The 15,361-nt window shown below is 58.3% G+C and carries 13 protein-coding genes and 2 pseudogenes; 11 read left to right on the plus strand and 4 right to left on the minus strand.

Going from position 1 to position 15,361, the window contains the following annotated elements; genetic code table 11:
* Positions 1-33: 33 nt before the first annotated feature.
* Positions 34-1,854: an acyclic terpene utilization AtuA family protein gene (locus AAAK34_RS01835; protein WP_231697962.1), complete on the minus strand. Its 1,821-nt coding sequence runs from the start codon at positions 1,852-1,854 to the stop codon at positions 34-36.
* Between the two features lie 164 nt (positions 1,855-2,018).
* On the opposite strand from AAAK34_RS01835, the gene AAAK34_RS01840 reads away from it, so the two are divergent.
* The 3 genes from AAAK34_RS01840 (at position 2,019) to AAAK34_RS01850 (ending at position 3,879) form a co-directional block, all read left to right on the plus strand.
* On the plus strand, positions 2,019-2,615 hold the full coding sequence (locus tag AAAK34_RS01840; protein WP_431777676.1) for a GntR family transcriptional regulator: 597 nt from the start codon (positions 2,019-2,021) through the stop codon (positions 2,613-2,615).
* Positions 2,564-2,788 carry a UTRA domain-containing protein gene (locus AAAK34_RS01845; RefSeq protein WP_431777677.1) on the plus strand — a complete coding sequence of 75 codons (225 nt, stop codon included), beginning with the start codon at positions 2,564-2,566 and terminating at the stop codon, positions 2,786-2,788. Before AAAK34_RS01840 ends, AAAK34_RS01845 begins: the two co-directional genes overlap by 52 nt.
* A 92-nt stretch (positions 2,789-2,880) precedes the next feature.
* Positions 2,881-3,879 carry an MDR family NADP-dependent oxidoreductase gene (locus AAAK34_RS01850; protein WP_231697960.1) on the plus strand — a complete coding sequence of 333 codons (999 nt, stop codon included), beginning with the start codon at positions 2,881-2,883 and terminating at the stop codon, positions 3,877-3,879.
* A 90-nt stretch (positions 3,880-3,969) separates the two neighbouring features.
* Here AAAK34_RS01850 and AAAK34_RS01855 read toward each other — a convergent pair whose 3' ends face one another.
* Both AAAK34_RS01855 and AAAK34_RS01860 read right to left on the minus strand, forming a co-directional pair.
* Positions 3,970-4,731 carry an SDR family NAD(P)-dependent oxidoreductase gene (locus tag AAAK34_RS01855; RefSeq protein ID WP_431777678.1) on the minus strand — a complete coding sequence of 254 codons (762 nt, stop codon included), beginning with the start codon at positions 4,729-4,731 and terminating at the stop codon, positions 3,970-3,972.
* Between the two features lie 76 nt (positions 4,732-4,807).
* On the minus strand, positions 4,808-5,761 hold the full coding sequence (locus AAAK34_RS01860) for a Bug family tripartite tricarboxylate transporter substrate binding protein (RefSeq protein ID WP_431777679.1): 954 nt from the start codon (positions 5,759-5,761) through the stop codon (positions 4,808-4,810).
* Positions 5,762-5,954: 193 nt separating this feature from the next.
* Here AAAK34_RS01860 and AAAK34_RS01865 point away from each other — a divergent pair, with 193 nt between their 5' ends.
* The 7 genes and pseudogenes from AAAK34_RS01865 (at position 5,955) to AAAK34_RS01895 (ending at position 12,319) form a co-directional block, all read left to right on the plus strand.
* The gene (locus AAAK34_RS01865) at positions 5,955-6,464 is read left to right on the plus strand and encodes a hypothetical protein (protein WP_431777680.1); all 510 of its coding nucleotides are present in this window, start codon (positions 5,955-5,957) and stop codon (positions 6,462-6,464) included.
* Entirely contained in the window at positions 6,461-7,075 is a 615-nt protein-coding gene (locus AAAK34_RS01870) for an NAD(P)H-dependent flavin oxidoreductase (protein ID WP_431777681.1), read from the plus strand. Before AAAK34_RS01865 ends, AAAK34_RS01870 begins: the two co-directional genes overlap by 4 nt.
* Positions 7,076-7,233: 158 nt before the next feature.
* On the plus strand, positions 7,234-8,040 hold the full coding sequence (locus AAAK34_RS01875; protein WP_231697956.1) for an enoyl-CoA hydratase-related protein: 807 nt from the start codon (positions 7,234-7,236) through the stop codon (positions 8,038-8,040).
* A 62-nt stretch (positions 8,041-8,102) separates the two neighbouring features.
* Positions 8,103-9,223 (plus strand): annotated as a pseudogene (locus AAAK34_RS01880) (iron-containing alcohol dehydrogenase family protein).
* Between the two features lie 21 nt (positions 9,224-9,244).
* Positions 9,245-10,399, plus strand: a complete 1,155-nt coding sequence (locus tag AAAK34_RS01885; RefSeq protein WP_431777682.1) for a CaiB/BaiF CoA transferase family protein — start codon at positions 9,245-9,247, stop codon at positions 10,397-10,399.
* A 205-nt stretch (positions 10,400-10,604) separates the two neighbouring features.
* Positions 10,605-11,461: pseudogene (locus AAAK34_RS01890) on the plus strand (tripartite tricarboxylate transporter substrate binding protein).
* Between the two features lie 102 nt (positions 11,462-11,563).
* The gene (locus AAAK34_RS01895) at positions 11,564-12,319 is read left to right on the plus strand and encodes an SDR family oxidoreductase (protein WP_231697952.1); all 756 of its coding nucleotides are present in this window, start codon (positions 11,564-11,566) and stop codon (positions 12,317-12,319) included.
* 81 nt (positions 12,320-12,400) lie between these two features.
* Here the strand turns inward: AAAK34_RS01895 and AAAK34_RS01900 are convergent, their stop codons facing one another.
* Complete coding sequence (locus AAAK34_RS01900) at positions 12,401-13,570, minus strand: acyl-CoA dehydrogenase family protein (RefSeq protein ID WP_231697951.1); 1,170 nt, start codon at positions 13,568-13,570, stop codon at positions 12,401-12,403.
* A 188-nt stretch (positions 13,571-13,758) separates the two neighbouring features.
* On the opposite strand from AAAK34_RS01900, the gene AAAK34_RS01905 reads away from it, so the two are divergent.
* The gene (locus tag AAAK34_RS01905) at positions 13,759-15,327 is read left to right on the plus strand and encodes a class I adenylate-forming enzyme family protein (RefSeq protein ID WP_231697997.1); all 1,569 of its coding nucleotides are present in this window, start codon (positions 13,759-13,761) and stop codon (positions 15,325-15,327) included.
* Positions 15,328-15,361 lie beyond the last annotated feature (34 nt).

A 15,361-nucleotide genomic window follows, 5' to 3' on the forward strand; every position in this document is an offset into this window, starting at 1 on the left:
CGTCACGTGGGTCTCGCCAAATCGCGAACAGGTTCAATGACCTCCTGGCGGGCCCGGGTCTAGTTCGCTTTGCCAGGCTTTAGGCACGCGCAAAGGCAGCGCGAGCAAGACCTGACCGAGCGTCTTGCCTAAGGGGTCATTGCGCAGGGACCCTGCGCCACCACCGGCGAGCGCCTGCTCCAGCATGAAGTTGTAGGAATGAACCCCAGGTACGTCAAAGCGGCGAACTGACCCCCGCACCAGATGCTGAAAGTACTGGCGCACCACCTCAGGCGTCACTTGTTCCCCGATGAGGGGCGCGAAGTGTGGCTGGCGGGCAATGATGGCAATGTTGGAGATATCACCCTTGTCACCGCTGCGTGCCAATGCCAGTGCCGAAAGTGGCACTGTCAGGTAGTCACCTGAGATAGTTGTGGGCGTTTTCTCTGGATAATGCGCACCGTCTCCCAGCGCTTGGTTCACTGGCACTCCTGAAGGAATGGAAACCGGCCAACTCTGTCCATCCATCGATACCGTGACCGAGACTTGGTCTTTTGGCCAAAGGAAGGAAAACAGGCGAAATACGGCCGCGGCCTTGGGACGTCCGCTAAAACCTGTGGTGCCTTGTGCAGCCGAGACGCCGAAAGGTGCGACCTCTTTGGCCACAATATTCAAAGCTGCAGCCTCGGCATGACGTACTGCAAAGCGCATCACCACTTCGCGCGCTGCCAAGCTACGGGCTTGCTGACCATACGAAGGTTTTTCGCTGCCCAGAACTTCTATGAGGGTCTCGCTGAAGTCGCCGAATCCGGCCTCGCTCATCAATCTGCGGCTTCGGGTCAACAGGGCCTCGCCCATTCGCTCGGCCTTGGCAACGGCGTCGTCCCCAACAATCGTGAGGGTGGAAGACAGCCGGAAGCCGTCTGCCCACGTGGCGCTGACCTTGCATCGATCAGTCGGAGGACGGCCGCGCGCACCATGGACATAGACGCGATTTTCTCCAGCAGATTCCATGCGCACGGCGCTGAAGTCGCAGGTGACATCGGGCAATAGATAGTTGGCGGGATCCCCGACCTCATAGAGCATTTGCTCGGTCACGACAGTGGGCAGAATGAGACCGCCGGTTCCGGGCGGTTTCTCTAGGTGGAAGCTGCCGTCGGGGTTGCAATCTGCGATGGGGAAGCCCATGTTCTCCCAGCCTGGCACACGCCACCAATCGGTATAAAGTCCGCCTGTGGTCTGAGTGGTGCATTCCAGGATATGCCCTACCAGGCTGCCCGCTGCCAACTGGTCGTAATCATGGGCATTCCAGCCAAAGTGATGGACGAGCGCTCCTAAAGCGAGAGCGCTGTCAACGCAACGCCCGGTGATCACCACATCGGCTCCCTTGTCCAGCGCAGCGGCGATGGGCAGCGCGCCGAGGTAGGCATTCATGCTGGTCAAGGACGCGGGTAGTGGGGTGCCATTGAACATCTCGGTGACTTTGTGGGCCGCAATTTCCTCGCGCATGCCCATAAGATCGTCACCTTCAACCACAGCAATCCGTAGCTTGACGCCCTGCGCTTCGGCTGCACGGCGAAGCGCATCGGCACAAGCATTGGGATTCATGCCTCCTGCGTTGGCCAGCAGCTTGATGCCTTGCTCCGCAATCTTGGGCAGATGCGGACTCACTGCAGTAATGAAATCGGCGGCGTAGCCTGCCTTTGGATCTCTGCTGCGCGCCTTCTGCAACAAAGACATGGTCAACTCCGCCAGGTAGTCAAACACCAGCACGTCCACATTGCCGCCATGAATAAGCTGTGTGACGCCGGCATCGCTGTCCCCCCAGAAGGCGCAGGCGCCGCCAATGCGCAAAGATTTTCGAGAATCATTCATGTGTCCGGAACCCATGGTCGAAAAAGTAGAAGCAGAAAATTGAGAAAAGCTGTATAGTTTTCCTATTTATAGGATAACAAGATTACGTGAGCTGGTAAAGCATCCAACTCAACTAGAATTCCCTGAACATTCCATTCGCTGCCCGACTGCTCGGGATTCAATACATGTCGTCTCGATCCGTTTCACAGCAGCCACCCCAATTTACCGTGGGGGCCACGGCGCTTTATGCACAACTGGCGAGTTTGCTGCGCAGCCGCATCCTCAGCGGAGAATGGGTGAGCGGCGAAACAATTCCGAGTCTCCAGGAGCTGACGGAGCTATACGGGCTGGGTCGAGTGACGGTGCGCCAAGCCCTGCAGATCCTCGCGGAAGAAGGTCTGATCTCCAGCCAGCGGGGACGCCGCACTTTCGTCACCTACTCAGCAGAAGACATCGGCGGAGCCGGCATGACGGGTCCGGTGGTCTCATACATGACCTCGATCGAGCAGCGCCAGCCTGACTTCAACGTCGTCCTGCTTTCGCGCGACCGGGTGGCCGGGCTTCCACGCGGCCGCTGGATGGTCGGGCGCGACGAAGGACCCTACGTCTTTATTCGCAAGCTTGATCGGGATGGTGAGCTGGTCTACGGGCTGGCTTCGGTCTACGTGGCGGAAGATCTGTATAAGCGCTTTCCGAAGGGGCTGAAGGAAAGCAGAAACTGGCCCAACTGGTGCGAAAGTACGGCCAACCACTTTCTGAGGCGCGCGAACGCATTACGGTGATGCCCACTGATTTCGAGGCCGCCGCCGCGCTTGATTACCCTATGGCTGAGCCGGCTGCTCGGGCCGAGCGAGTAGTCTGTGACGCAACTGGTCGAGTTGTCTACTTGGCGGTGAGTATCTATCGGGGCGACCGCTTCGGTCTGGAGCGTGACCTCCTCGACTACTTTCGTTGAAAGGCCTCCCGCATTTTCGCCGTGACTTGCACGGCGCAAGCGGGATCATGTTGAAGCAACGCCTCTTTTGAGAAACAAGGATCTGAACTGCCATGAGCACGACCAATCGGCGCATTGTTCTCATTTCTCGCCCGCAGGGAACTCCTCAGGCCGAGAACTTTCGGACGGAAGTGGTGGAGATACCGGAATTGGCGGAAGGTGAAGTGCTTTTGCGGCACTCATGGCTGGGTCTTGCCCCCGCGGCCAGACTGCGCATGACGGAGCAGGCTTCCTATCGAGAGCCCATGGCGTTGGGGGATGTCGTCTATGGGCAGGCCGTTGGTCGCGTTGTGGCGTCGAAAGAGCCTGGTCTTCCCGTGGGCACGTCCGTCATGTCCATTGGTGGCGGCTGGCAAGAGTATTCAATTGGCAATGCCGAAAATCTGGTGAAGATTGATGAGGCGATCGCACCCCCCAGTGTGTGGCTAGGAGCTTTGGGCACTTCCGGAATGACCGCATACATTGGTCTGCTGGATCTCGGAAAGCCGAGGGTAGGTGAGACGGTGGTGGTCTCGGCTGCCAGCGGCGGCGTGGGCTCGAATGTGGGGCAGATTGCCCGTCTGAAGGGGTGCCGGGTGGTCGGAATCGCCGGTGGCCAGGAAAAAGTCCAGCATTTGACCGAGGTACTCGGCTTTGATGCTGCCGTCGACTACCGATCCCCGAACTTTGCTGAGCAACTGCGAGTCGCATGCCCTTCAGGCGCAGACATCTACTTCGAGAACGTGGGAGGAGCAGTACGTGATGCCGTCTGGCCGGTGATGAACCAAGGTGGCCGCATCGTGGTCTGCGGTTTAATTGCTGAGTACAACGATAACCGTCAGGGTGGACCCGGCTGGTTTCCGATTCTTTCAAAGCGCCTGTCGATCCAAGGCTTCATCATGAGCGACCATCTTCACCGTCAGCAGGCCTTCCTGCAAGACATGAGGCAGTGGATTCGTGAGGGCCGCATTCAGGTCCAGGAAGACGTCAGCGAAGGGTTGGAGAGTGTTGTTCCTGCCTTTATCCGCTTATTGACTGGAAAGAAGTTTGGCAAGTCTGTTGTGAAGCTTTGAACTTCTTCAATCGCCTCTTGCGCGAACAGATATCTATTCTGTCGCATTGATCGCCGGTTGGCATCGGTCGCAGAGATTATGAACAGGCTCTTAGGCCTTGCCGGCCATTCCGCCCCCATCCAGCAAGAATGAGGAGCCCGTGCTGTAGGCGGCTTCATCGGAGCTGAGAAATGCCGCCATCGCCGCCACTTCATCAGGTGTGCCGTAGCGCCGTAGCGGAATGTTGCCTATGCTCTGCTCTCGCGCACCTGAACGACCAGCTTCGATGGCTTCCATCATTCGGGTGTCCACGGGGCCTGGATTGATGGTGTTGACACGGATGCCGAACTTGGCACCCTCCAGCGCGGCCGTTTTGGCCAGCCCGATGACTGCGTGCTTGCTGGCGCAGTAAGGCCCCAATCCCGGGCTGCCGCGCAGACCTGCCGTGGATGAGATGATTGTGATCGCACCGCCGGTCGGTTCCATCACTTTCATCAGACGTGATAGCCACAAGAAAACGCCGCGCACGTTGACGGCCATGACACGATCGAAGTCGGAGGCGGGTTGCTCTGTGAGCGGGGCAATCCTGCCCTCGATACCGGCGTTCAGAATCGCGATGTCAATCCGGTTCCAGCGACTCAGCGCCGAATTCAATGCGGCGTCGGTTTCGCCTTCGTTGGTCACATCTGCAGCAAGCGCCTGAGCCACATTTTGTCCAAGCGCCTTGACTTGCTCCTGCAGTCTCCCGGCGTGGAGGTCGACCAGTGCCAAGCGCGCGCCTTCTCTCGCGAACCTCTGAGCAACAGCCTGCCCGATCCCGCCTGTGGAGCCAGTGATCAATACGGTCTTTCCGTGAAAACCGGATGAAGTCATGGTTGCATTCCAAAGCCAAATATCTGAACTCCTTGAAGCACCGGCCGTATGACGTGGGCGACGGCCCGCGACAGGCTTACTCAGCCACGATTTTGTTGTCTGCGATGACCTTGCGCCATAGCTGAGCATCATCCCGGTTGAGGCGATCCAGCGCCTCAGGCTTTCCGGGGGCAGGCGTTGCATTCAGCTTGCTCAGCCGCTCTCGAACCGCAGGCAGGTTCAGTGTGTCATTGAGGGCTTTGTTGTACGCCTGCACGATATTGGGTGGGGTTCCGGCAGGCAGCATCATGGCGTACCAGCCATCACTTACGAACCCCTCGTAACCCTGCTCCTTGACCGTTGGCGTATCCGGCAACTCCGGCAAGCGCTGAGCGCTGGTCACGGCCAGAGCCTTCAGGCGGCCACTTTTGACCTGTGCCGCGCTTGAAGAAGGCGTCAATACGCTGAAGTCGACGATGCCGCTGATCACATCGGTCATGACGGTGACGCTCTTGTAGTGGATCATGCGTATGTCCACGCCGGTCTGTGTCTTCAGGCGTTCGATCATCAGGTGCTGCGGGGTGCCCATGCCGATCGATCCGTAGTTGAGCGGCCTGCCCTGTGTTTTGGCCAAGGCCAAGGCCTCTTTCAAATTGCTGCCAGGCAGGTTCGGATTGGCCACGATCACATAGGGAGTGGTGGCGATCATGCCCACGGCGCGGAAATCCTTCACCGGGTCAAAGCTAAGCTTCGAACCGAGCAGTCCAAATGCGGGGTGGACATTGAAGGTGATCAGCACAGTGTTGCCGTCGGGCTTGGACTTGGCCACGAAGTCTGTGGCGATGGTATAGCCCGCACCTGGCTTGTTCTCGACGATGATGGTGCGGTTCAGCATGGGCCCCATTGACTCGGCAAGAATGCGCGAAATCGTATCTACGCCGCCGCCCGCCGTGCTGCCCGATACGAACCGGGTGACTTGATTGCCTTGAGCGACCGCAGGTAATGCTGTTGCGGCTATGGCGGAGGCCGCCACCCATGCCTTCCACTTCATGAATTTTCCTTTGTCTCCGAAATATTCGACCGCGATATGCGGTCGTAAGGTTTGAGCAGCCGACTATTCAGTCAACGTCCGAGAACGAACTACTGCATCAAATTTTTAATTTGACCTATTGTACTGTTAAGCATCATACTTGAGCCCGTCAAATTTTTAAGTTTTACTCACACTTCGGCTCTGCTCACTCACCATGAATCACAGCAACGTATGTCAAATGTTCGGGATCGAGATCCCGGTTTTCGGCTTTTCCCACTGCCGCAACGTGGTGGCGGAGATCACTCGGGCGGGTGGCATGGGTTGCCTGGGAACGGCCTACTACACGCCTGATCAGCTGGAGATTGAGCTCAGTTGGATTGACGAACAGGTGGCAGGAAAGCCCTACTCGATCAACATGCTGCTCCCGAGGAAGTTCGAAACCGTGGGTGAGCCTCTGGAATTTGACAAGCTCCCTGAGCACCATGTGGCCTGGCAAAGGAAACTGCTGGACGATGCGGGCATACCGCCGTTGCCAGAATCCGAGCGTGAGCGCCTTCTGCGCGAAGAGCTTGATCAAATGCATCTCACGCCTGAGTTCGCTGATGAGTTGCTGGATGTCGTGCTCCGCCACCCCAACGTGAAGCTGGTTGTGAGTGCTCTGGGTTCGCCTCCCCCGCTATTCTTGATCGATTGCACGCGCACGGCATCAAGGTGGGCGCGATGACCGGGAAGGTTCAGCACGCCCTGAAACACAAGGAGGCTGGTCTCGATATCTTGATCGCTCAAGGCACGGAGGCTGCCGGCCATACCGGAGTGGTTTCTTCCATGGTGTTGTGGCCAGAGGTGGTCGATGCTGTTGCACCTATTCCTGTGCTGGCCGCAGGTGGCATAGGCCGTGGCCGTCAAATGGCCGCAGCCTTTGCCTTGGGCGCCCAAGGGATCTGGTGTGGTTCCGTCTGGCATGGCACGCGCGAAAGTGATCTGACTGACGAGATGAAACAACTGCTCTACAAGGCTCGATCGGAGGATGCTGTTCAAACGCGTTCCAAAACCGGAAAGCCCGGCCGAATGCTGCGCAGCAAATACACTGAAGCATGGGTTCAGCCCGGAGCACCCGCGACCCTGCCAATGCCTTGGCAGAGCGTGTTGAATGCGGAAGCCCGCTTGCGTATTGATCGCGCACGCGCGTTGGACTACATGACTTGCCCCGTTGGGCAGATCGTTGGAACCATCAACAACGAGAGTTCTGTGCGCCAGGTGATCCAGGATATTCTTGAAGAATTCGTGGCTACCGTCGAGAAGATGCCTGAGGCAACAGGCTTGATGGAAGCCTGATCAGACCCGTGCAGATTGATCAAACCTCCCTGCGCAGAGATCGTAAACACGTTCTAAGATGAAAGCTCGTTGAACAGGGAAAACACGGACTTCCTGACTTCATGGGTTACTGATATCATATTGTTCGCTAAATAGAACTTCTTTTCAGGAGCGAACGCATGACTCAGGATTCGTCAATAACCCAGCGCGCGGGGGGCGACCTGCTGGTGGAACAGAAGGGCGCCGTTTTGTGGCTAACCCTCAACCGCCCCCAAAGGCGCAATGCCCTGACCGATGACGTGATGTATGCGCTGCGCGACGAGTTCCTGGCTGCAGCCAGAAACCCGGCGTTAAGCGCCATCGTCCTGACCGGTGCGGGTGACAAGGCTTTTTGCGCGGGTGCCGACCTCACGCCTGGCGACACACCTTTCAAACCCAAGGTGGACCGGTTGCAGTCCCCAATGGGAGAACTCTTTCGCGCCGTGCATGACTGCCCGGTGCCCATTCTTGCTCGCGTGAACGGTGTCTGCGTGGCGGGCGGGTTGGGTCTGTTCGGCATGTGCGACATGGCGATTTCAGTGGACACGGCAAAGTTTGGCATGCCGGAAGTGAAGATTGGTCTCTTCCCCATGCAGATCATGAGCGTGCTGCGTGATCTGATTCCGCCGCGCATGCTCAACGAAATGTGCATGACCGGCCAACCCATTAGTGCGCAAGCGGCCTACGAGCTAGGACTTTTGAACCGAATCGTTCCCGCCGATCAGCTTGACGCGACCGTCGATGCGCTGGTGGCAGACCTGGTGGCTGTTTCCCCGATAGCAGTGCGCCGTGGCAAGTACGCCATGCGAGCGGTGTCCTCGATGTCGTTCCCTGAGATGATGTCTTTCACCGAGACTGCGCTGATTCCCATGATTCAGACAGAGGACGCGTGCGAAGGTCTCGCCGCTTTCAATGAACGGCGCCCGCCGCAGTGGACCGGAAAGTGAGTTCGCCATTCGTGAACACGGCTGAAGCGCCCTTCTTCCAGCACCTGGCACCCGCGCAGCGTGTGTATTGCGGAGAGGGTAGCCTGGCTTCGCTTGGGCGCGAACTGGCGCGCCTAGGCTGCACACGTGCGGCAATTGTGTGCGGCGCTTCGCTGAGTCGAAATCAGCATCAGATGGCGCACATTCTGGAGGCGGTGGGCGGGCGCGCTGCGGGAGTCATCGAAGGTGCGGTCGAACACAGTCCTGTACCTGCGGTTCTGAGCGTGGCGCAGGAACTGCGCCGTCTGCAGGCGGATGCCGTTGTTGCAGTGGGAGGGGCTCAGCCATCGTGACGGCACGGGCCGCCGCCATCGTGCTGGCCGAAGGTACAGATGTGTCTCGCCTTTGCTCGCAAAAAGGCGCCAGTGGCCAATGGACAAGTCCTCGGCTGGAGCAACCAAAACTTCCGCAATTCGTCGTTCCAACGACACCCACCACGGCATGTGTCAAGGCCGGCAGTGCTGTGCTCGATGTGACCACAGGCCAGCGCCTGACACTCTTCGATCCGAAGACGCGAGCGCAGGCCTTGTTCGTTGATCCGCAAATGGTGGCTACAGCGCCGCAGCCGTTGGTGCTGAGTGCCAGCATGAATACCTTGGCCATGGCGGTGGAAGGCTTGGAGTCGCCTCAAGCGCATCCATTTTCTGATGCGCTTTTGATGCAGGCACTGCGGCTGCTGTCAGAACATCTTCTTGCGGAAGATACTCCGGCATCCCGTTGTCAGTTGCTTCTGGCGGCAGCCTTGTGCGGTCAGGGCACAGATTTTGGTGGCGCCGGCATGGCTTCTGTGCTGGGACATGCCATGGGTCATAGCCAAGGCGTTGCCAACGGACTGGTCAATGCCGTTGTACTGCCTCACACCATGCGTTTCAATGCGCCGGCAACGGCTCGGGGTATTGCGCATGTGGCGATTGCGCTTGGGGCTGCCTCTCACCCTCGGCCTGGCATTGAGGAGGCGATTGAGCGCGTCAAGTTGTTGCTCGACGTGCTGCCTTTGCCACGACGTTTGCGCGATCTTGGCATTCCTTCGACCGCCTTGGCAGGTGTGGCCGAGAAAGGCATGAGTGACTGGTTCCTTCAACGAAATCCTCGTCCGGTGCACGGACCATCCGATCTGCTGGCCGTACTTGAGGCCGCGTGGTAGCGGCATTTATGTTTTTATGTCATGAATCTCCCTCCTACTTCCCCTTCTGGCCCGCTGGCAGGCGTGCGTATTGTCGACGTCACCGCTGTGCTCATGGGTCCATCAGCGACTCAGATGCTGGCGGATCTGGGCGCTGACGTTATAAAAATTGAGCCTCCTGGTGGCGACAAGACACGCGCCATTGGTCCGATGGGTGACCGCAACATGGGGCCCATTTTTCTTGGTGTGAACCGCAACAAGCGAAGCCTGGTGCTGGATCTGAAAAAGCCCGAAGGCCTGCAGGCGTTGATGAAGCTGGCCGAGACTGCGGATGTGCTGACCTACAACGTTCGCCCCGCCGCCATGGCCAGACTGGGGCTGACCTACGAAGCGCTGAGCGCGATCAATCCGAGACTGATCTACGTCGGAATGTTCGGGTTTTCGCAGAAGGGGAGATACGCACCCTCGCCAGCCTTTGACGATCTGATTCAGGCCGCTGCCGGAGTCACGGCCGCCATGGCGGCTGCCAACCCCGATGGTTCGGCCAATTTCGTTCCGCTGAATTTGATGGACCGCTCGGTCGGCATGTACGCCTTTGGCGTCATCGCCTCTGCACTATATGCCCGTGAAAAAACTGGCCAGGGCCAGCGCGTGGACGTGCCGATGTTCGAGACCATGGTGCCCTACGTGTTGGGCGATCACCTCTACGGACGCAAGTATCTGCCGGCCGAGGGTGATTTTGGCTACCCCCGTCTGCTCTCCATTGCCCGCCGCCCATTTAGAACCAAGGACGCGCAGGTGTGCTGCGTGATCTACCAGGATCATCATTGGCGCGCTTTCCTTGGCATTCTAGGCATGGGCGAGCTCTATGACACTGATCCGCGCTTCAAGGACATTTCAGCGCGTACGGCGCATGCAGATGAACTTAATCGGTTCGTTGAGAAGCACCTGATCGAGAAAACCACAGCAGAGTGGCGGCAGCTACTGAAGGATGCTGATGTGCCTGTGTTTCCGGTACACACCTTTGAGACGCTGCTGGACGATGGTCACCTGCAAGACATCGGGTTTTTCCGGGAAGAAGAGGTGCCCGGTGTGGGCACCGTACGCGAAACCGCCGTGCCCAGCGAATGGTTCGGCACTCCCCGAAAGGCTACCGGCCTCCTCCCGCGCTTGGTCAACACAGCACGGAGATTTTGACCGAGGCAGGTTATAGCCCAGACGAGATCGACTTACTTGTGCAGAGTGGCGTCACACATGCAGGTTCTTGAAGCGAGCGACAACTCATTCACTGCAATGAAAGGTAATAGCAATGGATCGAAGAACATTCAGCGCTGGGGTTGTTGCAAGCGCAGCCCTTTCCGCTACTGGCTTGGCACGGGCACAGGCGGGACGACAGCCCACCATGGTCGTGCCCTATACGCCAGGAGGTAGCACGGACATTCTGGGCCGCTTGTTCACCGAAGCGCTTTCCGCCCAGGTCGGCGAAAAATACATTGTGGAAAATCGCCCAGGTGCCGGCAGCATGCTGGGCACCGCGTTCGTTTCTTCGGCGCCACCGGATGGCCGAACCCTGATGTACACCTACGGCAACCTGATGCTCAATCAGGAATTCCTGATGAAGGAAAACCGGGTGCAACCTCTTCGGGATCTTGTCCCGGTGACGCGCGCCTGCATCATTCAGGCCGTGATCGTGGCCGCGCCGACTTTTCCCGCAGCCAATTTGCGCGAGTTCATCGAGATGGCTCGCAAGGCCCCAGGCAAGCATTCATATGCCTACTATGGAGACCTTGGCATCGCCGCAGTCGCGGCGGAGGCGGGCGTGCAACTGCTAAGGGTGCCTTACAAGGGGGCGCACCGGGCATGATGGATGTGGCAGCCGGCACGGTGGACATCATCACCAGTTCACTGGCGCAGGCGCAACCGATGCTTAGGGCAGGCAAGCTTAAGGCGCTGGCGGTCTATGGCGATGAGAGGCTGCGCGAATGGCCCAATGTGCCGACCGTGAAGGAAGTATTGCCCGATTTCCGCGCACTTGACTACCAGGTTGTGATGGCGCCCAAGGGGACCCAGGGGGCGGTGCTGGCGCAGCTGGCGAAGTGGACCCAAGCCGCCCTGTCTGGCGCTGAAATTCGTCAAGCCTTCCTGGACCGGGGCGCGATTGTGGCGCCCATGAGTCCCGAGGAGACGCGCGCTTTCATGGAAGCAGACCGCGCGCAACTGGCCAAAGTGGTCAAGGCAGCCAACATCCTTCCCGAGTGAGCATTGCAGGCAACGCATAGCCTTATCTCTAAACAAGCGGATGGTGGCGAGCTGGGGATCCGCGAGTTTTCAATTCAGGACCACCGTCAGGGAGTATTAGTGATGAAGCTGCTGGAGAACAAGACGGCATTGGTGACAGGCGGCGCTTCTGGCATCGGCAAGGCGAGCTGTCTGGCTTTTGCTCGCGAGGGGGCGCGAGTCTGCGTTGTTGATCGAGATCTTGAAGCGGCAGCTCAGGTGGCGCGTCTGATCCAGTCGGGCGGGGGAAACGCGGTGGCTCATCGCGCGGACGTATCCATCGAAGCCGAGATCAGAGGCGCGATTGATGCAGCAGAAGCTGACTTGGGCACCATTGAGTGCTACTTCAATAATGCAGGCATTGGTACCGTGGAGACCCATAGTCGTGGAAAGCGGCTGGCAGACATCGACGTTGGCGACTGGACGCGCATGCTGGAGGTCAATCTTACGGGGATATTTCTTTGCATGAAGCACCAACTGCCGCGCATGCGCCAGGGTGGATCCATAGTGAACAATGCCTCGATCGCCGGACTGACCGCCCTGCCAGGGTCAGCGGCCTATGTGGCAAGCAAGCATGGTGTGATCGGTCTGACTCGCAGCGCGGCTATTGAGTACGCTCAGGAGGGGATTCGAGTGAATGCCGTTTGCCCCGGCCACATACTCACGCCCTTGCTTGGAATTCGGTCAGCGAGTGACGAAGTGGCGCAGAAAAATCCCATGAGACGCTACGGCCACCCGGAGGAGATCGCGGACCTGGTCGTGTGGCTGAGTTCCAGTCAGGCATCTTTTGTCAACGGCACTGCGATGACGGCAGACGGAGGACGCTTGGCTGGAGGCTGAAGTAAGAGCGTAAGTGCGTCTAACAATCGACGGATGGTGTTGCCCCCGGGAATGACGAGCAGTCCCGGCGTGTTATGAAGATCAATACGATTTAGGCAAGCCCAGCACCCGCTCGCCAATGTAGTTAAGGATCATCTCGCGGCTGACGGGTGCGATGTTCGGAATCATGATCTCGCGCAGGTAGCGTTCTACGTCGTACTCCGCTGCATACCCCATGCCTCCGAGCGTGCGCACTGCCTGCTCGCACGCCTGGAAGGCGGCTTCTGCACCCAGGTACTTGGCGGCGTTGGCCTGCGGGCCGCAGGGGCGGCCGGCGTCATACAAACGAGCGGCTTGCCATACCATCAGGTCGGCGGATTCCAGCGCCATCCAGTTGCGGGCCAGAGGGTGGGCAATACCCTGGTTCTGGCCTATGGGGCGGCCGAATACCTCTCGCTCGCGGGCGTACGCAGTGGCCTTGGAAAGAGCACGCCTTCCAATCCCAACGGCTTCAGCGGCCACCAGAATGCGCTCGGGGTTGAGCGCATCGAGCAGGATGTGAAAGCCTCGGCCTTCCTCGCCGATCAGATCTTCCTTGGGTACGGGAAGCGAGTCGATAAACAAGGCGTTGGAGTCGACTGCGCCACGCCCCATTTTGACGATCTCGCGCGCTTCAACGTAACGGCGATCCAGGTCGGTGTAGAAAAGTGACATGCCGTCAGTGCGCTTGCGGCATTCCTCCAGAGGTGTGGTCCGCGCAAGCAGCATCATCTTGTTGGCACGCTGCGCTGTGGAGATCCACATTTTTCGCCCGCTGACGACATAGTGATCGTCTTTGCGCACTGCGCGGGTGGAGATGCTGGTGGTGTCCAGTCCAGCGTCTGGCTCAGTCACTGCGAAACAGGTGACATCTTCTCCAGAAATCAGTGGTGGCAGGATGCGCTTCTTTTGCTCGGCTGTGCCGTGCACCACGATGGCATGTGGCGCGAATACATTGATATGAATGGCTGAGCAGGCCGCCAGAGCGCCGGCAGAGTTGCCCACGGTCTGCATCAATAGCGCGGCTTCGGTGATGCCCAGTCCTGCTCCTCCGTACTCGGGCGGCATGGTGATGCCTAACCAGCCCGCTTTGGCCATGGCTTCGACGAACTCCACGGGAAAGCTGTGGGAGCGGTCCTTTTCGCGCCAGTAGTCGTCGCCGAAGTTGTCGCACAGAGCTTGCACAGCTTCCTTGATTTGCTGTTGCTCCGGAGTGAGATCGAGTTCTAGCATCGTGATTGTCTCAGCGAGGTTGTTATTGATGTATTAAAAACTATTGTATCTTTAATAGGATATGTTGGCTGGGGTAACTTGGATGGGGCTCTCTTGCATCTCACGCTTTCACGCGTTGCCTTATCATCATTTGAACTATTGTGAATGGCGTCTTCTCGTTCGGCGCATACACGATTCCAGAGTTCAAGATGACCACTGCCCAACCGTTACCAACCGCTTCCGAAGTAGTCAGAGAAACTGCATCGCAACGTCCAAATCATCCTGCATTTATCCAAGGCGACGAAATTCTTACGTACGCCGAACTTGATGTCTGGATGGATCGCGTCGCGTGTGCTTTGCAGCGCGATGGCGTGCAGCCGAAGGAGGTGATCGGCATCAGCGCCGTGAACTCGATCCGTTACGTGATCGCCTACCTTGGCGCGGTTCGTGCCGGTATCTGTGTGGCGCCTCTGCCTACATCGACCACCCCTGAATCGATCTCCAAAATGATGGCGGATGCCGGCGTTCGAAGTGTATTTGTCGATGAAAGTGGAAGTGCCTTAATTGCATCTGCCGGGATGCCGTCCGTACCTGTCATCGGCTTTCAGAACGGTCTGCCGGGAGCGGTGTACTTTGATGACTGGCTGGGGTCCTCGCGGAATCCACCCGAACCCGTGGCACCGGAGCCGGATTGGCCGTTCAACATCATTTACTCGTCGGGCACCACGGGGACGCCTAAGGGAATCGTCCAGCCATTTGGAATGCGAGCCATACATCTGATGGGCGGCTCGGCTACGCTGTCAGGGTATGGTGCAAACTCGATCACCTTGCTTTCCACACCTTTATATTCGAACACGACGCTGGTGAGCCTTTTCCCTACGCTCGGCAACGGGGGCACCGTGCTGCTGATGGACAAGTTCGATGTGCGCAAGTATCTCGAACTTGCGGAACGATACAAGGTGACGCATACCATGCTGGTACCGGTGCAGTACCAACGCTTGATGTCGTTTCCGGAGTTTGGAAAGTTTGATCTGTCGAGCTTTCAGACAAAGCAATGCACCAGCGCGCCTTTCTCTGCTGAGTTGAAGGCCGACATTCTTGCGCGGTGGCCGGGAAAGCTGATCGAATCCTATGGGATGACCGAAGGCGGAGGTGTGTGCATACTCGAAGCCCATAGTCACCCTGACAAGCTTCACACTGTGGGCAAGCCTGCGCCCGGCCATGACATCCGCATGATCGATGCCGAGGGGCGTGAAGTCCCGCGCGGTGAGGCTGGCGAGATTGTGGGATTTTCTGGGGCAGCAATGCTGGGCTACCACGGCCTTCCTGAGAAAACGCGAGAGATTGAGTGGATCAGTCCCGAGGGCAAACGTTTTCTGCGGACAGGGGATGTGGGCCGTTTCGACGAAGATGGTTTTGTCGCGCTGATGGACCGCAAGAAGGACATCATCATCTCTGGTGGTTTCAACATTTACCCCAGCGACTTGGAAGAAGTCTTGCGCGAGCACCCGGCTGTTGCTGATGCCAGCGTGGTGGGAGTTCAATCGGCGCGATGGGGCGAGACGCCCGTGGGATATGTGGTTCTGAAATCGGGCAGCACCGCATCAGGCGATGAGATTCTGCAATGGGCCAACGGAAAGCTCGGCAAGATGCAGCGCCTGGCAGCGATCATCCTGACAGAATCGTTACCGCGAAATGGGATTGGAAAGGTGCTGAAGCGCGAGTTGCGTGAGCGCTTCGAATCTTCGGCCCAGGGTGCTCGACACTTACAGGTCTAGGCTCGGTTCCCGTTCCTCGCGCCCAAGACATCAT

Origin of the sequence: Ottowia caeni, from assembly GCF_050821495.1 — a bacterium.
Classification (GTDB): domain Bacteria; phylum Pseudomonadota; class Gammaproteobacteria; order Burkholderiales; family Burkholderiaceae_C; genus Ottowia; species Ottowia caeni.